Here is a 20,777-nt window from a genome sequence, read left to right as displayed (position 1 = left end):
GGCGTGCTGTGCTCCCTGCGCTCCCTGCGCTCCCCGTCGTTCTCATCCACGGCATCCGGCTCAGCGCGACCATGTGGGACCCCGTCGTCTCCCACCTCTCCCATCTCGGCCGCCCGGTGACGGCCGTGGACCTGCCCGGCCACGGCACCCGCGCGGGCGAGCCGTTCACGATGGACGCGGCGGCCTCGGCGGTCGCGGACGCCGTCGACGCGCTGGGCGGCCGGGCTCTCGTGGCGGGGCTCTCCCTCGGCGGATACGTCGGCATCGCCGTCGCCGAGCGCTTCCCCGAGCGGGTGGCCGGGCTGATGGCCGTCGGATGCACCGCCCTCGGCTCGGCGGCCGGGCCCCACCGGTTCGCCGCCTCGCTCGCCGCGCGGAACCCTTCGCTCGCGAACCGGATCAGCGCCTACGGCCTCCGCCGCCTCCTGCCGGGTCCTGTCGGGGAGGCGATGGTGGCGGGAGGGCTCTTCTGCGAGGTGATGCCCCAGGTCGTCGACGCCGTCGCCGGTCACGACCAGCTCGCCGCGCTGGCCGCGTACCCGGGGCGCGTGTGGCTGGTCAACGGCACCCGGGACCCGTTCCGGGTGCACGAACGCGACTTCCTGCGCGCCTGCCGGAACGGGCGGCTGATCCTCGTTCCCCGCCGGGGGCACCTGGGCGTGATGGCGGCCCCGGGACCGCTGGCCAGGCTGGTGGGCGACCTGTGCGACCAGGCGGACCGCCTCCCGTACGCCCAGGCGGACCCGCGCGTCTAGAGGGGCCGCCGCCTCCCGTACGCCCAGGCGAACCCGAGCGTCTAGACGGGCCGCCGCTGCCCGTACGTCCGGGCGGAGCGGCCGGGTCAGGTGGAGCGGCCGGAGAGGGCGGTCGCGACGCCCAGGCCCAGGTAGACGATCCCGCTGGCCCGGCCGATCAGGGGGGCCCTGCTCCTCAGCCGCCCGCCGACGGCGCCCGCGGCCATGGCGTAGATCAGGTCGGAGAGCAGGCCCAGGAGCAGCAGGATTCCGCCCAGGACGGCGATCTGCAGCGGCACCGCGCCCGCCTCGGGCACCACGAACTGGGGCAGGAACGCGAGGAAGAAGAGGATCACCTTGGGGTTGAGCACGTTGACGACCACGCCCTCGAAGAAGATCGACCGGAGCGGCTGCGGCGGGGCCTCCCCGCTCGTGAACTCCTGCCTGCTCGTCAGCGCCCGGATGCCCAGATAGACCAGGTAGGCCACGCCGGCCCACTTGATCACGTTGAACAGGGTCGCCGACCGCGCGATCACGTACGACAGGCCGGCGGCCGCCGCGGCGATGTGCACCATCGTGCCCACCTCGACGCCGCACGCGCTCGCCACGCCGGCGGCGCGGCCCTGCGAGACGGCGCGGGTGATGATGTAGACGTGGTTCGGGCCCGGTACCAGGACCAGCGCCAGCGAGGCGAGCGAGAAGATCAGCAGTGTGGACGGGGAGATCATGCCCCCGAGCCTAGGGTCGTCCCGGTCCTCGTCGTCAGGACCATTGCGCGGGTCCTTTGGTGTACCAATCGGTCCGTGTTCGTTCCCTTCTGGGGTACCAATGGGGGCCTGCTGCTGGAATGTCGATTCCGTCGGTGCCCCGTGCGATACTCGCCGACGTGGGGTGGAGAAGCACGCGGAGCGTTCTGATCGGGCGATCGGCGGAGCTCGATCGCCTGGCCGCCGTGCTCGACACCGCGGCCACGGGGCAGGCGGGGGTGGCCCTCGTGGGGGGCGACGCGGGCATCGGGAAGACCCGCCTGATCACCGAGCTGGCCGAGCGGGCCGAGGCCGCCGGGTTCGCCGTGCTCGTCGGCCAGTGCGCCGAACTCGGCGACGCCCTTCCGTACCTCCCGCTCGCCGACGCCCTGCGCTCGGCGCGCGGGGAGCTGCGCGCGGCGCTCGACGCGCGGCCGGTCCTCGGCAGGCTGCTGCCCGGCGGCACCGACTCCGGCGGGGAGAGCGCGTCGGGCCTGACGCAGCAGCAGCTCTTCGGCTCGGTGCTCGGCTTCCTGTCCACGCGGCCCGTGCTGCTGGTCCTCGAGGATCTGCACTGGGCCGACCAGTCCACCCGCGACCTGCTGATCTTCCTCAGCCGGATGCTGCAGACCGAGCGCGTCTGCCTCGTCGGCACCTACCGCACCGACGACCTCCACCGCCGCCACCCGCTGCGCCGGGTCCTCGCCGAGCTCAAGCGTCTCCCCTCGGTGACGCCGGTGGAGCTGGAGCCTCTCGACCGTCACGAGATGACCGACTACCTGGCCACGCTCGGCGGCACCGACGCCGGTGTGATGCGGAAGGTCGTCGACCGGGCCGAGGGCAATCCCTTCTACGCCCAGGAGCTGCTGGACGCCGCCTCCGAGGGCTCCTCGATCCCCGACGGCCTGGCCGGCCTGCTGCTCTCCCGGGCGGAGCTGCTCTCCGACCACGCACAGCGGGTGCTCGGCGGCGCGGCCGTCGCGGGCCGCCGGGCCGACCACGACCTGCTCCAGCAGGCCTCCGGCCTCGACGACCTGGCCTTCGAGGAGGGCATGCGGGAGATCGTCTCGCGCGGCCTGCTCCGCCCCGACGGGGAGTACGGCTACGCCTTCCGGCACGCGCTTCTCCAGGAGGTCGTCTACAACGACCTGCTGCCCGGCGAGCGGACCAGGATGCACGCCGAGTTCGCCCGCCTGCTGACCGCCCGGGGAGGGGCGGCGGCCGAGCTCGCCCACCACTACCTGGCGGGTCACGACCTGCCCGGGGCGCTGGCCGCGTCCGTGGAGGCCGGGCGCAGGGCCGAGCGGCTGGGGGCTCCCGCCGAGGCGCACCGCCACTTCGACCGGGCGCTCGGGCTCTGGGACCGCGTCCCGGACGCCGAGCGGCTGGCCGGGATCGACCACGTCGGCCTCGCCGCGCGCAGCGCCGCCGCGGCGGCCGACAGCGGTGACAACCACCGGGCGATCTCCCAGCTCCGGCGCCTCCCGCCGTCCGCCGAGATCAACGAGCGGCTGTCGTACTACCTCATCGACACCGAGGACGCCGAGGGCGCGATCGCCACCGCGTACGCGGCCGTCGAGGCGGCGCCGGAGGGGCCCGTGCGCGCCCGCGCGCTCGCGACCTACGCCCGCTCGCTCTACTGGACCGAACGGCACGACGAGGTCGAGGCGATGGCCCGCCGCGCCCTGGAGACGGCCCGCGCGAGCGACGCCGCAGACGCGGAGACCAGCGCGCTGATCACCCTCGCCGCCCTCGCGGCGCTCGCCGACGACATTCCCCGGGCCAAGGACCTGCTCGCCTGCGCGAGCGCCGAGAGCTCGGGCAACCTCGCCATCGACCTGCGGGCCATCTACACCTACGCCCGGGTCCAGTACGAGAGCGGCGACCTCGCGGAGGCGGCCGTCACCACCGACCGGGGGCTGCGGCTCGCGAGCGAGAGCGGGCTCAACTGGAGCACCTTCGGCACCGACCTGCGCTTCCTGCGCCTCATGATCCACTACGTCGCGGGGGAGTGGGACCTGGCGGAGAAGGTCGCCTCCGGGTTCGCCGTCCGCGTCGGCACCCCGCAGGAGGCGCTCCTGTCGTCCTTCGCGCTCTTCGTCGAGGTGGCCAGGGGCCTGCCCGTGGTCGAGGACCGCCTGTCCTGGCTGAAGTCCTTCTGGCACGACGACGTCACGGTCATCGCCATGAGCCGTGGCCTGGCCGCCGAGCACGCCCTGTGGCGCGGCGACCCCGAGACCGCGCTCGAACACGCCCGCGCCGGGCTCGACGCCCTGCTTCCCAACGACCCCGCCGTGATCCGGCTCAGCGGCACCGCCCTGTGGGCGCTGACGGACCTGGGACGCCCCGGCGAGGCCGACGCGTTCCTGGAGCGGGCCAGGGTGCCCGCCGCCGTCGGCCCCGGTTCCGTCCGGCGCGGCCCGCTCGGCCCCGAGGGGCTGGCCTGGCTGGCCAGGGCGGAGGCCGAACGGCACCGCGCGCACGGCCGCTTCGACGTCGCGGCGTGGCGCGCGGTGGTCGAAGCCTTCGACTTCGGGTTCGTCTACGAGGTCGCGCGCTCGCGGTGGCGGCTGGCCGAGGCGCTGCTCGTCGAGGGCGACCGCGCCGCGGCCCTGGAGGAGTGGAAGCTCGCCGTCGAGGCCGCCGAGTCACTGAGGGCCCAGCCGCTCGGCGAGGCCCTGGCGGAGCTGGGACGCAGGGCGCGCTTCACCTCCGCGCCGCCGACCGTGCTCACGGCCCGCGAGCGGGAGGTGCTCGCCCTGGTGGCCGAGGGCCTGCCCAACCGCGAGATCGGCGAGCGGCTGTTCATCGCGCAGAAGACGGTGAGCGTGCACGTCTCCAACATCCTGGGCAAGCTGGGCGTCTCCTCCCGCACCCAGGCCGCCGCCGTGGCCCACCGCGACGGCCTGCTCTGACCACCACATCCCGTCGTGTCCGGGAGGGCGGGCCGTCCGCCGCTCATCGGCCCGGGGTGCCGGTTCGCCATGCGTACCAGCCACGGCACAGCACATAGGCCACCGCGGTCGTCACCGTCACGGCGAGGTCGATGAGGGCCGTCTGCGGCGCGTCGGGCATGTTCCACATCGCGAAGGAGTAGACGGTGATCGCGCCCTTCTGTAAGAGCAGGAGCTCCCACAGGCCCCATTGCCGGCGCGGTGCGACGGCGAGGATGGCCCACAGTCCCGCGAAGACGATGTAGGCGAACGTCCGCCACGCCTCGGTGATGACGCGATCGTCGGCCACGCTGGTCATGATCATAACTCCGCCCGCGAACGCGACGAGGGTCGCGACCGCGTCGAGGGCCATCAGCGCGCGCCCGATCCGATCCGCCCAGGGGGCCGGGGACTCGACGGTGGTGGAGATGTCGGCTCCAACGGTCATGAGAACTCCTTGTATCGAGAGGGGTGTCACGGGCACACCGCGACCACACGACATGCGGGCTCGACCGGCTGCCGGGGAGGCGCCGTCCGGCGGCGCCGAGGCCGCCGGACGGCTTGACCGCGTTCCGCGATCACCGGCCGTGTCGCCGTCGCGGACCGAGCCTCACCGCCGATGGCGAGCCCATTCGCGACGACCAGTAATTTTTGTTACGAGCATTAACTGTAGCGTCTGCTCGTATTGACCGCAACGGGGTTACACTCTGGACGTGTCCGTGAACGCCAACACCCAAGGCCCGACCCGCCGCGAACGGCTCCGCCGGCAGACCATCGACGAGATCAAGCAGCGCGCCTTCGAACTCCTCGACACCGGCGGGACGAACGACGTGTCGATCGCGTCGGTCGGCAAGGCCATGGGCATGAGCCCGCCGGCGCTCTACCGCTACTTCCCCTCGCGCGAAGCGCTGCTGGAAGCGCTCGTCGTCGACGCCTACGCCGACCTCGGATCCACCGTCGCGTCGGCCGCGCGGAGCGGGGCGGAACAGGACGCCCGATCCAGGATCGCCCTCATCGCCGAGGCCTGGCGGCGCTGGGCGCTGGCCCTTCCGCGCCGATACGCGATGCTCTTCTCCGACCGCTCGCCCGCCGCGCGGGATTCCCCCGAGGGGATCGCCGCGGTCAACCAGGGCATGCTCCCGCTGATCATCGCCCTGCAGGAGATCGCACCGCCGTCCCCCGCCGACGGCACCCCGCTCGACGAGTCGTTGCTGCGATGGGGACAGGCGATCGGCGCACCCCCGGACGTCACCCCGTTGGCGCTCCGGCTCGGGGTGCTCTGCTGGTCACGCGTCCACGGACTCGTCTCGCTCGAGATCGCCGGCGCCTTCGACAGCATGGGCATGGACGCCGGTCTCCTGCTGGCCGAGGAGGTCGAGGCCGTGGTCAGCACGGCGGGCGGCCGGAGTTCCGGCGGGGGAGGATGACGGCCGTGGAAGGCGCAGGATTTTTCGCGTGGCGGTCGTGGCGGTCGTAGCGGTTGTCGCGGACCATGTGGGCGCCGAGGCCGTCAGGGATCTCTTGCCCGGTTCGATCAGGAACGCCGTGAACCCCTGGCCACGATGGAGGCGGTGCGGAGAGCCGATGACAGGCCCGCGTACGGACAGGATTCCCGGCGCGGGAGACCGGTCGTGATCGGCTTCGCGGGTCAGGCGTTGCCCTGATCGGCTTCTTGGGGCCGCCCCGAACGGCTCCGCGAGGTCACGTTCCGCGCTGATCGCCGTGTGCGGTCGAGGTCACGTTTTACGCTGGCCGCTGCGCGCGCTCAGGGCCAGCTCGCGGACGACCTGGATCAGCTCCGCGGGATCGAAGGGTTTCGTGAGGTAGGCGTCGACCCCGATTCCGAGGCCCCGCCGCTTGTCGTCCTCCTGTGCCCGCGCGGTGATCAGGACCACCTTGATATGGCGGGTCCCCTCGTCGTTGCGCAGCCTGGTGGCGGTCATCCAGCCGTCCAGTCTGGGCATCATGACGTCCAGCGTGATGACATCGGGCATCACGTCCAGCACCCGGTCCAGGCAATCCTGCCCGTCGGAGGCCGTGTCGACCTGAAACCCCTCCAGGGTCAGGTTGACCGCGATGAGCTGCCGGATGACGTCGTCGTCATCCACTACCAACACCCTGCCCAGAACCTCTCCCACGGCGTGAGGCTAACTCCTCTCTCCCGCCCCCGCGCGGGTTTCCGAAGATGTGTACGCACGGTCATCCACAGGCGACAGATGTTTCTCGCTTTTCCACGAGAATTCCGGCCCCTGCCCGTCCCAGGGGGCGGGTCCGCCGAGCCCGGAGTTCTCGTGGAAAGCGAAGGGGGTTCGTACATCGGCCGCGCCGGTCATGCACGCCGGTCGCGGTGGCCGGGGGCGGCCGGTTCCCGATGATCATCGGCCTTCCTCTCCGGTGAGCCCGGCCAGCAGGTCGAACCCGTGGCGGTCCACCGAGACCGAGGTCGCGGACATGACGACCACCCCGGTGCCCGCCGCGCGGTCGACCCCGAGCCACGTACGGAACCCGCCGGTGCCGCCGTTGTGCCAGGTGACGGAACGCCTCTTCACCTCGACGGTGATCCACGCGGCGCCGACGCGCACCGCAGGCCCGGAGAGGTTCGCCACGGGGTCGAGGGCCGTGACACCGGGGGCGGTGCCGTCGAGCAGGGCTGAGGTCAGGCGCGCCATGTCCTCGATCGACGCCCGGATGCCGCCCGCCGGTCCGAGCGCCTCGCCCGTCCAGGGCTGCCGTACCCGTCCCGACCTGCTCCTGCCGATGACCGCGCCGGGCAGCAGCTCGTCCGGGTCCGAAGGCGTGTAGAACACGCCGAGCCCCAAGGGCTCGGCGACCCGCTTGTGGACGAGATCGCGATAGCTCGTCCCGGCCGCGCGCGCGATCGCGTGGCCGAGCAGCTCGAACCCGAAGTTGGAGTATCGAGCCCGCGGTTTTCCGACCCTCACCCCCTGTGCCTGGGCGAGGAGCTGTTCGAGGTCCTCCCCGTAGGGATTCGTCCCGTGCCGCCACAGCGCGAGGGTCCGCCGCCACGGTGCCGCCGACCTGGGCAGGCTCGGCAGCCCTGAACGGTGCGTGCTGAGCGACGCCAGCGTCACCCCCGCCACCGGTGTCCCGTCGAGCCGCAGGAACTCGCCGAGGGTCGACGTCGTACGGATCTCTCCGCGCGCGAGCGCGTCGGCGTAGAGGAGGCCCGTGACCCCCTTCGAGATCGAGCCGATCTCGAAATCCGCGCTCAGGGGCGCGCCCACGCTCGCCACCGTCATCCCTTGGGGCGAGACCGTCGCGACCGTGATCACAGGGTGCCGGTCACCCACGAGCTCACGAAGCCGCGCCGCGAGTTCTCCGTCACCGTACGAGGCCGCTGATCGCCTGTCGTCCATGCGTCAACCATAGTTGACGCACATCCTGGCGGCAATGTGGCGCGGTTCCCCCGCTGGATGTGGATACTCGCGGTTTTCCACAGGGAGATGTCATTCGGCGGGGTTATTCACAGAACTCCGTTCGGCTTGTTGGTGATCATCTCCCTCCGCCGATCCTGGGGCCTCGATCCTTCATCGAGCCCAAGGAGGGCTTGCGTGATCACGGCACTCGTCACCGTCACCATCCTCTCGGCGGCCCTCGCGGGAAGCTCCCCGTTCCCCGCGCCCCGCCTCTCCCAGGAAGCCTGCGACGCCTGGGGTCGCCTCCTCTCCCTCTCCCCGGCCACTCCACCGGACGGCACCCCTCACTGGCTGCCGGAGGAGATCCGCGCCGCCCTCGCCGCGGCCTGCGAGCCATGGTCTCCGCTCTCTCCGGGCGCGGGCGGCGGCCGATCGACGTCCTCGCGAGGCTTCCCGATCTCGCCCTCGGCCCCGATCGACGAACGGCCGTCCGGGCCCTCGGAAGCGGCCGATGAGTGGGCGTTCGACTCTTCCGATCCAGAAGCGGGCGGGCCGGTGGAGCCATCGGACGTCTCGGATGTGTGGGTCGGCTCGTCATCCTCGGCGGAGCAGGAAGATTCGCGGCCCTCCTCCCGGCCGGAACCCTCGCGGGCGGGTGCCAGGCGGTCGCAGAGCCCCTATGGAGGGCGCAAAGCGCCCTCCGGCCGAGGGGCGGCATCCTCTCGGGGAAAGGCCCTTTCCGGCGGGCGGGCGGCGCCTTCGCGAGGAAAGGCGGTGTCCTCACGCGGAAGAGCTCTGGCTCTGCGGGGTCGGATCGCGGTTGTCACGGCACTACGCCAGGTCGGCAGGCCATACGTGTGGGGCGGCGGTTCGAGCACGGGCCCGACCGGCGGGGGCTTCGACTGCTCGGGGCTCGCCCTGCACGCCTGGGCCAAGGCCGGGGCCAGGCTCACCCACTACACCGGCGCCCAGTTCAGGCAGGGCCGCCGGGTGCCCTTCCCCCGGCTCCGTCCGGGAGACCTGGTCTTCTTCGGCGGGGGCGGCGGAGACCCCACCCACGTGGGCGTCTACGTCAAAGACGGTGTCATGGTCCACGCCCCCAAGAGCGGCGACGTCGTCAGGACGGCCGACTTCGCCGCCTCGCCCTACTACCTCTCCCGCTACCGAGGCGCCGTCCGCCCCACCCCGCGCTGACTCACCCTGTTCCACCGGCCCGCCCTCGTCCACCGGCCCGCCCCCGTCCGGCGGCGCGGGCCCGTGCCGCCCCGTCGGCACCCGGTTGCCCCGATGACCTCTCACCTTCGGCTTTCCCGTCGCCCGCGACCCGCTCCAGAGATCACTCACTTCCCTAACCGAGTGTCGGTTCCCCCCAGGATGCTGGTAATGTAATCACGCGTTGGCCCCCTTAGCTCAGGGGATAGAGCACCGGCCTCCGGAGCCGGGAGCGCAAGTTCGAATCTTGCAGGGGGCACCAACCGAAGGCCAGTTCAGACATCGTCTGAGCTGGCCTTTCGCTTGCCATGGCGGTGATCCGGCCTTGCCGCTCCGCGACGGGCGAAGATGCCGGACGACGAACGCCACGGGGCAGCCGTGGGACATGATCGCCCCGCTCGGCTCAAGCCGGACGTCCGAGGCAGGGTTGGGTCATCTGGTGCTCTGTTGCCTATGGCCGGTTCGCGCCGGCATCATCTTGAACATGATCGAAAGAATCGAGTCCTCCGTCCGCCGGTGAGCGTGACGACCGAGCCCGGACCGCTCGGACCCCAGACCCCTCTGTTCGACCACGCGCTACGCCTGCATCGGCAGGACCCGGACTCGCCCCTGCCGGGGAACGAGGAGCCGTACCCCGACAGGGAACGGATACCGCCGCTGCGCCCATCGGCTGCGGACCGGATCTCATGGGATCGTCACGGCCCTGGGCGGCGGTTATTCTGATCTTGGCGGTCGTCCGGGCACCTGGCGTGGCGCTCGATCGGAAATCTCGCCCGTTCCGGCGGAACGGAGCCGTGCCGCAGTCGTTTCTGTACAAGACGGCCGCGGTGGCCGCTTCCTAGCATGCATGGGCGTGAGCGATCTGCCGCGGTGTGCCGGCATGGCGCCGCGGCCCACTCAACGATCTGTACGGCGACCTCGTCGCCTGACCATGGGGAGAACAAGTACATGCGTGATCTGGTCTATACGGGGTTCGTCTCGCTCGACGGCGTCCTGGACTCTCCGGGCGGTGGACCGGACGAGGGGCACCGCAGCGGCGGCTGGGTGGTCGAGGACATCGAGTTCCTGCCCGAGGCCTTCTCGCTCAAGGGCGAGGAGCTTGAGGACACGACGGCGCTGATGTTCGGCCGCCGGAGTTACGAGGTGTTCGCGCCGGTCTGGCGTGACTCGGAAGACCACGCCGCCTACAAGGAACTGCCCAAGTACGTGGTCTCGACCACGCTGTCCGACGACGCCCTCGTCGAGGGGTGGGGCCGGACGACGATCCTGCGCTCGGTCGATGACATCGTCCAGCTCAAGAAGAGCGAGGGCGGTGCGATCTTCATCCACGGGAGTGCGGAGCTCGCCCGGCGCCTGTCGGACGCGGGCCTGATCGACCGGTACAACCTGCTCGTCTTCCCCGTGCTGCTCGGAGCGGGCAAGAGCCTGTTCAGCAAGGAGGACAGGGCCAAGCAGACGCTGACCCTCCGGGAGTCCGCGGCCTACCCGAACGGCATCGTGAAGCTGATCTACGACGTCGTCAGCTGATCCAGGCTCAGGGCGATCACACCGCCGGTGCCCTCGCGGAGTTGTCGCGCCGTACGGCCGACGTAGCGGCGCAGCGCGCGGGCCAGGTGCGGCTCGTCGAAGTAGTCGAGCCCGGAGACGACATCGGCGATCGGGGCGCCGGTGGCCAGGAGGGTCGAGGCTTCGCGTGCGCGTTCGATCTGCCGTACGGCGCCCTGGGTGAGGCCGGTCGCCGCACGGAACCGGCGTTCGACGGTGCGTTCCGAGACCGCTGGGCGATGACCTCGGCGTACCTCGGTGACGAGCGGGTCGCGGATCACGACTCCGGAGCGGACAAGACGGTCGACCAGGGCCTCGGCGTCGTCGGGGCCGGGCGTCTCCCAGCGGACGCCGTCCAGCCGGAAGGTGCCGCGCGTGGTGTCGGGGAGATCGGCGCCCCCGTCGACCAGGATTGGCGTGGGCACGGCCCGGAGCGACGTGCCCACGGCGAACTCGATACCGACGAAGGTCGCGTCCTCCGGCACCGGTGCGGTGCCGGTCCTGGTCTCGGGGCCGGAAACGCTCGCGTACGCCGTGCCCTCACGCTGCCAGAACACCAGACCCCAGCACGCCGTCGCGACGGAGGTCATCTCCGTGACCTGCTCGCTCGCGGAGGTCCACACGGTGTCGATCCACGACGAGTCGGACGCGCGTGTCTCGAACCGCAATGGCACGCAAGAAGGATACGCGCTGCACCCTCCCTTTCCATCCCGTTTTCGACCGTCGTGTGTCGACACTCGCCAGGTCGGGCAGATGGATGCCGGACCGCCGGAACCGTGCCGGAGGCCGGTTCGTTACAGGGAGACCGGGCGTCCGGCCGGTCGGGCAGAGCGTGACGACAGGCGGGCGGGGGCTCGGCAGGACGACGGTGGTGTGGTCATCGCCGCGGTGAGGGTGACTTTTCGCCGTCCCGAGGCGGCGAAACGATCGTTCGGGGTTCCCGTTCCGGAAGGGGTGCTTGATGCGTGCCACCACTGACGCCGACGTGCGGCGGGTGTTCGACCGGATGGCGGACCGCTACGACGACCAGATGCGGGTCTGGGAGCGGCGCCTGTTTCCGGGGAGCCGGGAGTGGGCCGTCGGGCAGGCGCGCGGCCGCACCGTGGAGATCGCGGTCGGCACCGGGCTCAACCTGCCGCTGTACGGCGCCGACGTCGAGGTGACCGGGATCGAGCTGTCCGAGCGCATGCTGGATCTGGCGCGGAGGCGGGTGGCGCGGGAAGGGCTCGGCGGGCGGGTGGAGCTGCGGCAGGGCGATGTGCAGCGCCTGGAGCTGCCCGACGGCGTCGCCGACACCGTGCTGTCCACGTTCACGATGTGCACCATCCCGGACCCGGCGGCCGCGGCGCGCGAGGCCTACCGCGTGCTCAAGCCGGGGGGACGGTTCGTGCTGGCCGAGCACGGGCCGTCGAGCAATCCGATCATCCGGGCGGGGATGCGGCTGGTGGAACCGGCGTTCGTACGGTTCGAGGCCGACTACCTCACCCGCGACCCCCGGCCGTTCCTGGAGCAGGCCGGTTTCCGGATCGAGTCGGTGTCCCGGATGACACGCGGTGTCAGCTTCCGGGTGCTGGCCGTCCGGCCGTGACGGAAGGCTTCTGAGCAGGACGCCTCCGGTCAGGAGCGGCGGGCCTGGAAATGTGGATCGGTACTGGACGGCGGGAGGCGGCGCCGTCCAGCGTCCCCTCGCGTCCTTTGCGCCCTTTGTGCTCTGCGCGCCCTTCATGTCCCTGTGCCCCCTGTATCCCCTGTGCCCTCGTTGTCCTTCTTGCTCTTCGCGGGGTGAGTCGCTCGCGTCCTGCCGGGGTGCTGGGTGGGTTGTTTCGGGCGGTGATGGCCATGTGACCGATTTTTAATGATTGAAACGGTTGCTTTTCACGCACAAGCGCGCAATTCTGTGACGAAACGAGAGGAGAGACGAACCTCGCGTGCTGACATGAGTCCTACGGTTATGGGCCTTGTCACTCCGGCGCCCGTGGCGAGGGCGCTGGCGGAGAGTGCGGAACAGTGCGCAGGCCATCACGAATCCGAACTCCGTCATGAGGAGTCACATGCGCCTCCGAGTAACCGTCTCCCCGGTCTCCCCGGGTTCTTCCGCCGCTCCATGTCTTCCGGCCGTCCCCCTCTCCGCTCCCGCGACCGCCTTCGTCCCCGCTCAGGCCTGGGACCAGGGCCATTTGCTCGCTTCCGACGCCCCGAGGCGGAGGCTCGACCCGGAGACCCGTCGTGTCGCCCGCCGCGGTGCATGAGTTCGACCTGCTGGTCGTCGGCGACGCCAACCCGGACGTGGTGCTCTCCGGGGCGCCGCGCGGGCTCGCGTACGGGCAGCGGGAGGAACTGGTGGCGGGCGGCGGGTTCGTACTTCCTGCAGCCCGCCCTGGCGAAAGGCTGGTGCACGTCGGTGCGCCGCCCGCCGACCCGGTCGACACGGTGGGCGCCGGTGACAGTTCCAACGTGGGCTTCCTCGCCGCCAGGCTGCGCGGCCTGACCCTGCGGGCGAGCATGCGCGTGGCCGCGGCCTGCGGCTCCCTATCCACTCGTGCGGCGGGCGGTACGGCCGCCCAGCCCCTCTGGGACGAGGTTCATCTCCCATGAAGATCGCATTCCTCGGCGCGGGCAGCGTCGTGTTCACCCAGGGCCTGCTGGCCGACCTGTTCGCCTTCCCCGACCTGGACGGCCTGGAGATCGCCCTGCACGACATCGACCCCGAACGGCTCGACACCGCCGAGACGGCCGCCCGGTTCATCGCGGGGACGGGGACGAGACCGGGCGGGAGGACGGCGAAGATCTCCGCGCACCTGGAGCGGCGGCGCGCCCTGGAGGGCGCCGACTTCGTCATCAACATCATCCAGGTCGGCATGATCGACGCGACCCGGATCGACTTCGAGATCCCCGCCCGCTACGGCCTGCGCCAGACGATCGCCGACACGATCGGGGTCGGCGGGATCTTCCGGGCGCTGCGCACGTTCCCGGTGCTGGAGGGCATCGGCCGGGACATCGCCGAGGTGTGCCCGGACGCCTGGCTGCTCAACTACACCAACCCGATGGCCATGAACGTCTGGTACCTGGCCGCCGCCACGCCGGTCCGCAACGTCGTGGGCCTGTGCCACTCGGTCTTCTGGACCGCGCACGACCTGGCCGGGCTGGTCGGCGTGCCGTTCGAGAAGGTGAACTACCTCGCGGCCGGGGTCAACCACCAGGCGTGGATGTTGCGCTTCGAGTCCGGGGGCGAGGACCTCTACCCCAGGCTCGACGAGGCCGTCGCCCGTGACCCGGGGCTGCTGCGCCGGGTGCGCGTGGACATGTACCGGCGGCTCGGCTACTACCCGACCGAGACCAGCGAGCACTCCTCCGAGTACGTGCCGTGGTACCTGCGCGACCCGGCCGAGGTGGAGCGGCTGCGCGTCCCGGTGGGCGCCTACCTCGGCATCAGCGAGGAGAACGTGCGCCGCTACGAGGCGACCAGGGACGCCCTGCGGGCGGGCAGGTCCCTGGAGGTCGAGGCCACCATGGAGTACGCCCCGCAGATCGTGCACAGCATGGCGACGGGGACGCCCCGGGTGATCCACGGCAACGTGGTGAACAAGGGGCTGATCTCCAACCTGCCGGACGGCTGCGTCGTCGAGGTGCCGTGCCTGGTCGACGCGCTCGGCGTGCGGCCCACCGCGGTGGGCGAGCTTCCCGCGCAGTGCGCCGCGCTCAACCGCTCGTACGTCAACGTCAACGATCTCACCGTGCGGGCCGCGGTGGAGGGTCGCCCCGAGCACGTCCGGCACGCGGTGATGGCCGACCCCAACGCCGCCGCCTCCCTGACCGTCGAGCAGATCTGGGAGCTCTGCGACGACCTGGTCCGCGCCCACGGCGACCTGCTCCCCGAACCCCTCAGGAGTGTGTGTTGACATCTTCCCTGCGGTTAGAACCGGGTGTTCCATCCCTCACGGGTTGGGTTTCCTGCTCCACGGGGCCGTGCCTCCAGCGGCGCTTCATCGCCACCATGTCGTTCAGCGGCCTCAAGGGGTGACCGTCCGTCTCGGTGGCCGTTTCGGTGGTCCCCGAGGCGGCCACCCCGGGGACCTCCGGGTGCCCCCGGAGGTCCTCAGGCCTGGATGACCTCGATCCCGGCGTCCGTGAAGCGGCGGACCGTGACGGCGGGGGCGTCGCCGTCGGTGACGAGGACGTCGATGTCGTCGCAGGGGCAGATCCTGGCGAACGCCCGCATGCCGAGCTTGGAGGAGTCGGCCACGACGACCACCCGGTGGGCGCGGGAGGCCATCAGCCGGTTGATCCCGGCCTCGCCCTCGTGGTGGGCGAAGGCGCCCCGCTCGGGGTCGAGCGCGTCCACGCCGAGGATCGCGACGTCGAGCGAGACCTCTCGCAGCACGCCGTCGGCGAGCGGCCCGATCAGCTCGTACGACGCGGGCATGGCGACGCCCCCGATGACCACCAGCTTGACGTGCCGGCGCACGACGAGCTCGTTGGCGATGTTGAGCGCGTTGGTGACCAGGGTGAGGCTCGGCTCGCCGCCCTGGCGGTGCAGGTCGGCGCTCGTCGCCAGGGAACGGGCGACCTCGGTGGTCGTGGTGCCGCCGTTCAGCCCGACGACCGCGCCCGCCGACACCAGCGCCGCCGCGGCCGTGGCGATCCGGTGCTTCTCCGGCGCGTGCCGCGCCGCCTTGTACTGCAGCGGCAGGTCGTAGGAGATCGCGTTGACGACGGCGCCGCCTCGGGTCCTGGTCAGCATCTGCTGGCGGTCGAGATGGTCGAGGTCGCGGCGGATGGTGGCCGCCGACACCCCCAGCTCACCGGCCACGGCGTCCACCTCGACCTTGCCGTCCCTCGCCAGGATTGCGAGCAGCGCGTTCCACCGGTCGTGGCTCGTCATGAGCTTCCTCCTCGCCGTTTCCGCGCGTCCCCGCGCGTTCCCGGCCGTTCGTGGTCGTCCCGGGCCGTCGTCCGGCGAGCCCCCGGCCGCCCGGCGAGGTCCCTGCCGTCTCCGGCCGTTCTCGCCGGCCCCGCCCGTTTCCGCCGTCCCGCCCGTTCCTGCCTGTGCCGCTCCGCGAAGCGTATCGAGCATTGAAACAATTACTATTGCTCATACATGCTCAAATATGGCATGTTGCAAGCATAAATAAGCATCCATGAGGAGGCGCACGTGACGTACGTCCTGCGGGAGATCGCCAGCCAGCCCGCGTGCTGGCGTCAGGCGCTGGATCTCGGTGCGGCGAACCCGGCGGGCCTGCCGGAGGCGGGTGAGCGCGTCGCCGTGATCGGCTGTGGCACCTCGCTCTACATGGCACAGGCCTACGCGGTCCTGCGCGAGCGGTCGGGGCAGGGGGAGACCGACGCCTTCCCCGCCTCCGAGCTGCCCGCGCGCCGCTACGACCGGCTGGTGGCGATCACCAGGTCCGGGACCACGACGGAGGTGCTGCACGCCCTCGAAGCGGCCGGCGACGTCCCGACGGTCGCCGTCACCGCCGACCCCGCGACCCCGGTGACCGGCCTGGCCGGGACGGTGATCGCGCTGGAGTTCGCCGACGAGCGCTCGGTGGTGCAGACCCGCTTCGCCACCAGCGGTCTCGCCCTGCTCCGCGCGCACCTCGGGGAGGCCCCCGCCGACCTCGCGGCCCAGGCCGAGACCGCGCTCGCCACGCCGCTCCCCGAGGGGGCGCTCTCGCGGCGGCAGTTCACCTTCCTCGGCAGCGGCTGGACCAACGGCCTGGCCCAGGAGGCGGCCCTGAAGCTCAGGGAGGCCGCGCTGGCCTGGTCGGAGGCGTACCCCGCGATGGAGTACCGGCACGGACCGATCAGCATCGCCGACGAGAACAGCCTGGTGTGGTTCTTCGGCGGCGAGGAGGACCTGCTCGACGACGTCGCCCGCACCGGGGCCCTGACCACGGCCACCGCCCTCGACCCGCTGGCCGACCTGATCCGGGCCCAGCGGCTCGCGGTGGAGCTGGCCCGCTCACGTGGCCTCGACCCGGACACCCCGCGCAACCTGACCCGCTCGGTGATCCTCCAGTAGTCATGGGCGAGATCGTCACCGTCACCCTCAACGCCGCGCTGGACGTCACCTACGAGGTGGAGGCGCTGGTGCCGAACGCCACGCACCGCGTCACCGCCGTCCACCACCGCGCCGGGGGCAAGGGCGTCAACGTCGCCCGCGTCCTCGCCACCCTCGGCGCCGGGGTCGTCGCCACCGGGCTGGCGGGCGGGAGCACCGGCGCGCGGATCACCGCGGACCTCGCGGCGGAGGGCGTCCCGGCCCGCTTCGCGCCGGTGGCGGGCGACTCCCGCCGGACCGTGACGGTGGTCGCGGACGGTGATGCCACGATCTTCAACGAGCCGGGACCTGCCGTCACCCCGGGGGAGTGGCGGGAGTTCCGCGCCCTGTTCCTGGAGCTGTGCCGGGACGCCCGGGTCGTCGTGCTGTCGGGCAGCCTGCCGCCCGGAGTCGCCCCCGGCGCGTACGCCGAGCTGGTGACGGGCGCCCGCGCTCTCGGCGCGCGCGTGCTGCTGGACACCGACGGCGAGGCCCTCGGGCTCGGGGTGGCCGCGGGCCCCGACGTCGTCAAGCCGAACGCCGCCGAACTCGAACGGGTCGCCGGCCCCGGCCCCGCGGAGGAGACCGCGTCGCGGCTGCTCGGCGCGGGTGCGGGCGCGGTGGTCGTCTCCCGGGGAGCGGACGGCCTGCTCGCCGTCACCCCCGGCGGCAGCTGGTCCGCCCGCCCGTCCCGGCGGCTGCCGGGCAACCCCACCGGCGCCGGGGACGCCGCCGCGGCCGCGCTCGCCAGGGCGCTGCTCGACCCCGGCCCGGTCGACTGGCCCGCCGTCCTCGCCGACGCGGTCGCGCTGTCGGCCGCCGCCGTGCTGTCCCCGGTCGCCGGAACCGTCGACCTCGCCGCCTACCGCGCCCTGTCCCAGGAGACGTAATGCCACTCGCCACGACAGCCTCGATCGTCGCCTCCGCCGACGGCGGGGCGTGCGCCTTCAACATCATCACCCTGGAGCACGCCGAGGCCGTCGTGGTCGCCGCCGGGCGGGAGGGGCTTCCGGTGATCCTCCAGATCAGCGAGAACGCCGTACGGTTCCGCCTCGGCCGCCCGCACCCCCTCGCCGCCGCCGCGCGCGCCCTCGCGGAGGCCGCCCCGGTGCCCGTGGCCCTCCACCTCGACCACGTCACCGAGGACGCGCTCCTGCACGAGGCCGCCGAGGCGGGGTTCGGCTCGGTCATGTACGACGCGTCGCGGGACCCGTACGAGACCAACCTCGCCAGGACGGAGGCCGCCGCGCGCTGGGCGCACGAGAACGGCCTGTGGCTGGAGGCGGAGCTGGGCGAGGTGGGCGGGAAGGACGGGGCGCACGCGCCCGGCGCGCGTACCGACCCCGCCGAGGCCGCCGCGTTCGTCGCCGCGACCGGGGTCGACGGCCTCGCGGTGGCGGTGGGCAGCTCCCACGCCATGACCTCGCGCAGCGCCAGGCTCGACCACGACCTGATCGCGGAGCTGCGCGCGGCGTTGCCGGCCTCCGTCCCGCTGGTCCTGCACGGCTCCTCGGGAGTGCCCGACGACGAGCTCCGCCGGGCCGTCGCCGCCGGGATCAAGAAGATCAACATCGGGACCGCGCTGAACGTCGCGTTCACCGGGGCGCTCCACGACTCTTTTGCGGACGGGTCCACCGGCGCCGACCCCAGGTCCCGGCTGAAGGCCGCGCGGGAGGCCATGGCCGCCGAGACCGCCCACCTGCTCCGCGTCGTCTCCGGCCGGGACTAGCCACCCGGCACCGCCCGTTGCTCTGTGCCCGGTGCCCGTCGAGCGCGGCCGGACGCGTCGCGCGGTGCCGGCGCGTGGTGCCGGTCGGTCGCCGTGCCCGCTCGGTGCTCGGTGGTCGGTGCCGGTCGGGTGCCGTGCTCGGGGCCGGTGGGCGTCGCGGACGGGTGCCCGCCGGAGCCCGGGTTCAGCGTCGCCGGACGGTGTTCAGGAGCCAGCGCCGGGCCACGGCCAGCGCCAGCGGCATCGGCACCGTGCCCGCGCCGAGCCCCACGTCGACCAGCAGGTCGAACACCTCCTTGCGGCGGGCGGCGGTGTCGATCGCGGCGTCGATGAAGCCGGGTGACTGGGAGGCGAGGGCGAGCACGTCGGTGGTGCGCAGGTGCCGCCCGAGGGCCCTGCCCAGCCCGCGCCGGTACGCGGGCAGCGGATCGCCCGGCGCCCGGACGGCGGCCTCCCCGGCGAGCCGGCCGGAGAGCAGCGCGTAGAAGATGCCCTCGCCGGTGAGCGGGTTGATGAGACCGGCGGCGTCACCGGCGAGCATCACCCGCCCGGAGCCCGGCCTCGGGCGGCCCGGGGACAGGGGCAGGTGGTGGGCCCGCAGGTCACGGGCGCTCACGTGGGGCAGCAGCTCGGCGAGCCTGCCGTGCAGCACCTCCTTGCCCGGCAGGCCGGTGGCGTGCAGCCGGGGCAGGAGCATGCCGTAGCCGACGTTGGCGGTGCCGTCACCGATCGGGAACGACCACGCGTACGCGGGCCACCCGTCCCGCTGCATGAAGATGGACTGGACGTCGTCGTCGGCGGGCACGTCGGCGTAGCCGCGCACGGCGATCGCGGTGTGCCTCTCGGGGGAGGGGGAGATGCCGATGAGGCGCCGCACGGTCGAGTTGGCCCCGTCCGCGGCGACGACGGCGCGGGCGGCGACGGTGCCGTCGAGGACCACGCGGTCGCCGAGGACGGCGAGCGAGCGGACCTGGTGGCGGCGGACCTCGACGCCCCGGGCGCGGGCGGCGTCGACGAGGCGGGCGTCGAAGACCTTGCGGGGGACGACGTGGTTGGGCCGGGCGGAGGTGGCCGAGACGCGCGCGCCACCGGGGGAGACCACCGCCAGGCGCTGCGTCGGCCGGTAGTCGGCGATGAGGTCGGGAACGCCCAGCAGGGCGAGCTCGTCGCGCCCGTGGGCGGCGATGCCGTCGCCGCAGGCCTTGTCACGGGGGAAGTCGGCCCTGTCGAGCAGCAGGACCCGCGCCTCGGGCCTGAGCTGTCTCGCGCGCAGGGCGGCGGCCGCTCCCGCGGGCCCGCCGCCGACGACCACCAGATCCCACACGTCATCCACCCCGGTGAGCCTTCCCCGTACGCCCGGGGGGAACCGCCGTCGCGGCGGGTGCCGCGGGTCGGCGGGTTCCGGCACTCCCGGCGGGCAACGGGCCCGGGGCACGGATGCGGAGACCGGTGGCTGGAGCTAGAGGTCGCTCAGGGCGGGGAGCAGCTCCTTCTCCGACCATTCGAGGAACGCGTCCTGGTGCTCGTGGCCGATCTGGACCAGGGCGACGTGGGTGAAACCGGCGTCGGTGTAGGCGCGTACCGCCTCGACCACGGCGTCCACGTCGGGACCGCACGGCACCTTCGCCGCGACGTCCTCGGGCCGCACGGTCTCGGCGGCGGCGGCGAAGTTGACGGGCCCGGGAAGCTCGGCCATCACCTTCCACCCGGACAGCGACCAGCGCCACAGCCGGTGCGCCCGCTCCCTGGCGGCCTTCACGTCGGGGTCGTAGCAGATGGCGAGCTGGCCGTAGACGGGCTTGCCCGTGCCGCCCTCCCCGGAGAACAGGCGTACCAGGTCGGGGTCGGGGTCGACGGCGACCAGCCCGTCGCCGTGCTCGGCGGCGATCCTCCCCGACCGGCCGCCGGAGGCGGCGATCGCCAGCGGGACGGGCCGGTCGGGCAGGTCGAACAGCTTGGCCGAGTCGACGTCGAAGAACTCGCCGCGGTAGTTGACGTAGTCGCCCTCGAACAGCTCCCTGATGATCTGGACGGCCTCGCGGAACATCTCGTGCCGGGTGTCGGCCGAGGGCCAGCCGTGGCCGATCACGTGCTCGTTGAGGTTCTCCCCGGCGCCCAGTCCCAGCGTGAAGCGGCCCTCGCTCAGCACGCCCATGGTCGCCGCCTTCTGTGCCACCACGACGGGGTGGTAGCGCATGATCGGGCAGGTCACGTAGGTCATCAGGGGCAGCCGGCGGGTGGCCTGCGCCGCCGCGCCGAGCACCGACCAGGCGTAAGGGGAGTGACCCATCTCCTCCAGCCAGGGGAAGTAGTGGTCGGAGATGACCGCGTAGTCGAAGCCGACCCGCTCGGCGGTGGTGACGTCCCTGACCAGCTGCCTGGCGGGCGTCTGCTCGCACATCATCGTGTAACCGATCTCTGCCATACCCCGCCCCGTACCCGGCTCCCCGGAAGCATCGCC

General features: G+C 72.4%; 19 protein-coding genes and 1 tRNA gene. 12 read left to right on the top strand and 8 right to left on the bottom strand.

All coding sequences use genetic code 11. The features are described from left to right. The first annotated feature begins 8 nt into the window (after positions 1-8). Complete coding sequence (locus AC5L38_RS10195) at positions 9-755, top strand: alpha/beta fold hydrolase (RefSeq protein ID WP_495242508.1); 747 nt, start codon at positions 9-11, stop codon at positions 753-755. Positions 756-841: 86 nt separating this feature from the next. Here the strand turns inward: AC5L38_RS10195 and AC5L38_RS10190 are convergent, their stop codons facing one another. Further along, positions 842-1,462, bottom strand: a complete 621-nt coding sequence (locus AC5L38_RS10190) for a LysE family translocator (protein WP_495242507.1) — start codon at positions 1,460-1,462, stop codon at positions 842-844. Positions 1,463-1,596: 134 nt separating this feature from the next. Here AC5L38_RS10190 and AC5L38_RS10185 point away from each other — a divergent pair, with 134 nt between their 5' ends. After that, on the top strand, positions 1,597-4,395 hold the full coding sequence (locus AC5L38_RS10185) for a helix-turn-helix transcriptional regulator (protein ID WP_495242506.1): 2,799 nt from the start codon (positions 1,597-1,599) through the stop codon (positions 4,393-4,395). Positions 4,396-4,438: 43 nt separating this feature from the next. Here AC5L38_RS10185 and AC5L38_RS10180 read toward each other — a convergent pair whose 3' ends face one another. Beyond that, positions 4,439-4,861, bottom strand: a complete 423-nt coding sequence (locus AC5L38_RS10180; RefSeq protein ID WP_495242505.1) for a hypothetical protein — start codon at positions 4,859-4,861, stop codon at positions 4,439-4,441. 265 nt (positions 4,862-5,126) lie between these two features. Here AC5L38_RS10180 and AC5L38_RS10175 point away from each other — a divergent pair, with 265 nt between their 5' ends. Beyond that, complete coding sequence (locus AC5L38_RS10175; RefSeq protein WP_495242504.1) at positions 5,127-5,840, top strand: TetR/AcrR family transcriptional regulator; 714 nt, start codon at positions 5,127-5,129, stop codon at positions 5,838-5,840. Positions 5,841-6,149: 309 nt separating this feature from the next. Here AC5L38_RS10175 and AC5L38_RS10170 read toward each other — a convergent pair whose 3' ends face one another. Both AC5L38_RS10170 and AC5L38_RS10165 read right to left on the bottom strand, forming a co-directional pair. Further along, complete coding sequence (locus tag AC5L38_RS10170) at positions 6,150-6,530, bottom strand: response regulator transcription factor (RefSeq protein ID WP_495242785.1); 381 nt, start codon at positions 6,528-6,530, stop codon at positions 6,150-6,152. 258 nt (positions 6,531-6,788) lie between these two features. Further along, entirely contained in the window at positions 6,789-7,790 is a 1,002-nt protein-coding gene (locus AC5L38_RS10165; protein ID WP_495242503.1) for a serine hydrolase domain-containing protein, read from the bottom strand. Between the two features lie 774 nt (positions 7,791-8,564). On the opposite strand from AC5L38_RS10165, the gene AC5L38_RS10160 reads away from it, so the two are divergent. From AC5L38_RS10160 to AC5L38_RS10150, 3 genes are all read left to right on the top strand, one after another. Further along, complete coding sequence (locus AC5L38_RS10160; protein WP_495242502.1) at positions 8,565-8,984, top strand: C40 family peptidase; 420 nt, start codon at positions 8,565-8,567, stop codon at positions 8,982-8,984. A 205-nt stretch (positions 8,985-9,189) separates the two neighbouring features. After that, positions 9,190-9,264, top strand: a tRNA-Arg gene (locus tag AC5L38_RS10155). Positions 9,265-9,950: 686 nt separating this feature from the next. Then, complete coding sequence (locus AC5L38_RS10150; RefSeq protein WP_495242501.1) at positions 9,951-10,529, top strand: dihydrofolate reductase family protein; 579 nt, start codon at positions 9,951-9,953, stop codon at positions 10,527-10,529. Here AC5L38_RS10150 and AC5L38_RS10145 read toward each other — a convergent pair. Continuing rightward, entirely contained in the window at positions 10,511-11,221 is a 711-nt protein-coding gene (locus AC5L38_RS10145) for a helix-turn-helix domain-containing protein (protein WP_495242500.1), read from the bottom strand. The two genes, AC5L38_RS10150 and AC5L38_RS10145, sit on opposite strands and share 19 nt — an antisense overlap. Before the next feature lie 287 nt (positions 11,222-11,508). Here AC5L38_RS10145 and AC5L38_RS10140 point away from each other — a divergent pair, with 287 nt between their 5' ends. The 3 genes from AC5L38_RS10140 to AC5L38_RS10130 all read left to right on the top strand — a co-directional run bounded on the left by AC5L38_RS10140 (position 11,509) and on the right by AC5L38_RS10130 (position 14,446). Further along, the gene (locus AC5L38_RS10140; RefSeq protein WP_495242499.1) at positions 11,509-12,135 is read left to right on the top strand and encodes a class I SAM-dependent methyltransferase; all 627 of its coding nucleotides are present in this window, start codon (positions 11,509-11,511) and stop codon (positions 12,133-12,135) included. A 653-nt stretch (positions 12,136-12,788) separates the two neighbouring features. Next, complete coding sequence (locus AC5L38_RS10135) at positions 12,789-13,142, top strand: carbohydrate kinase family protein (RefSeq protein ID WP_495242498.1); 354 nt, start codon at positions 12,789-12,791, stop codon at positions 13,140-13,142. After that, positions 13,139-14,446: an alpha-glucosidase/alpha-galactosidase gene (locus AC5L38_RS10130; protein ID WP_495242497.1), complete on the top strand. Its 1,308-nt coding sequence runs from the start codon at positions 13,139-13,141 to the stop codon at positions 14,444-14,446. The genes AC5L38_RS10135 and AC5L38_RS10130 overlap by 4 nt, the downstream gene beginning before the upstream one ends. 197 nt (positions 14,447-14,643) lie before the next feature. On the opposite strand, the gene AC5L38_RS10125 is transcribed toward AC5L38_RS10130, so the two are convergent. Further along, positions 14,644-15,429, bottom strand: a complete 786-nt coding sequence (locus AC5L38_RS10125; RefSeq protein WP_495242496.1) for a DeoR/GlpR family DNA-binding transcription regulator — start codon at positions 15,427-15,429, stop codon at positions 14,644-14,646. Between the two features lie 270 nt (positions 15,430-15,699). Between AC5L38_RS10125 and AC5L38_RS10120 the strand changes: the two genes are divergently transcribed. From AC5L38_RS10120 to AC5L38_RS10110, 3 genes are read left to right on the top strand one after another with little or no spacing between them, the layout of a single operon-like run. Then, positions 15,700-16,569, top strand: coding sequence for an SIS domain-containing protein (locus tag AC5L38_RS10120; protein WP_495242495.1), 870 nt, complete (start codon positions 15,700-15,702; stop codon positions 16,567-16,569). Between the two features lie 2 nt (positions 16,570-16,571). Next, positions 16,572-17,477: a 1-phosphofructokinase family hexose kinase gene (locus AC5L38_RS10115; RefSeq protein WP_495242494.1), complete on the top strand. Its 906-nt coding sequence runs from the start codon at positions 16,572-16,574 to the stop codon at positions 17,475-17,477. Continuing rightward, positions 17,477-18,316 carry a class II fructose-bisphosphate aldolase gene (locus AC5L38_RS10110; protein ID WP_495242493.1) on the top strand — a complete coding sequence of 280 codons (840 nt, stop codon included), beginning with the start codon at positions 17,477-17,479 and terminating at the stop codon, positions 18,314-18,316. Before AC5L38_RS10115 ends, AC5L38_RS10110 begins: the two co-directional genes overlap by 1 nt. A 184-nt stretch (positions 18,317-18,500) precedes the next feature. Here the strand turns inward: AC5L38_RS10110 and AC5L38_RS10105 are convergent, their stop codons facing one another. Both AC5L38_RS10105 and AC5L38_RS10100 read right to left on the bottom strand, forming a co-directional pair. Next, on the bottom strand, positions 18,501-19,649 hold the full coding sequence (locus tag AC5L38_RS10105; protein WP_495242492.1) for an NAD(P)/FAD-dependent oxidoreductase: 1,149 nt from the start codon (positions 19,647-19,649) through the stop codon (positions 18,501-18,503). Positions 19,650-19,775: 126 nt separating this feature from the next. After that, entirely contained in the window at positions 19,776-20,741 is a 966-nt protein-coding gene (locus AC5L38_RS10100) for an LLM class F420-dependent oxidoreductase (RefSeq protein ID WP_495242491.1), read from the bottom strand. Positions 20,742-20,777: the final 36 nt, after the last annotated feature.

This window comes from Streptosporangium nanhuense, assembly GCF_059358815.1.
Note: the sequence above shows the minus strand (reverse complement) of the source record. Positions and strands in the feature narration are given on the sequence as shown.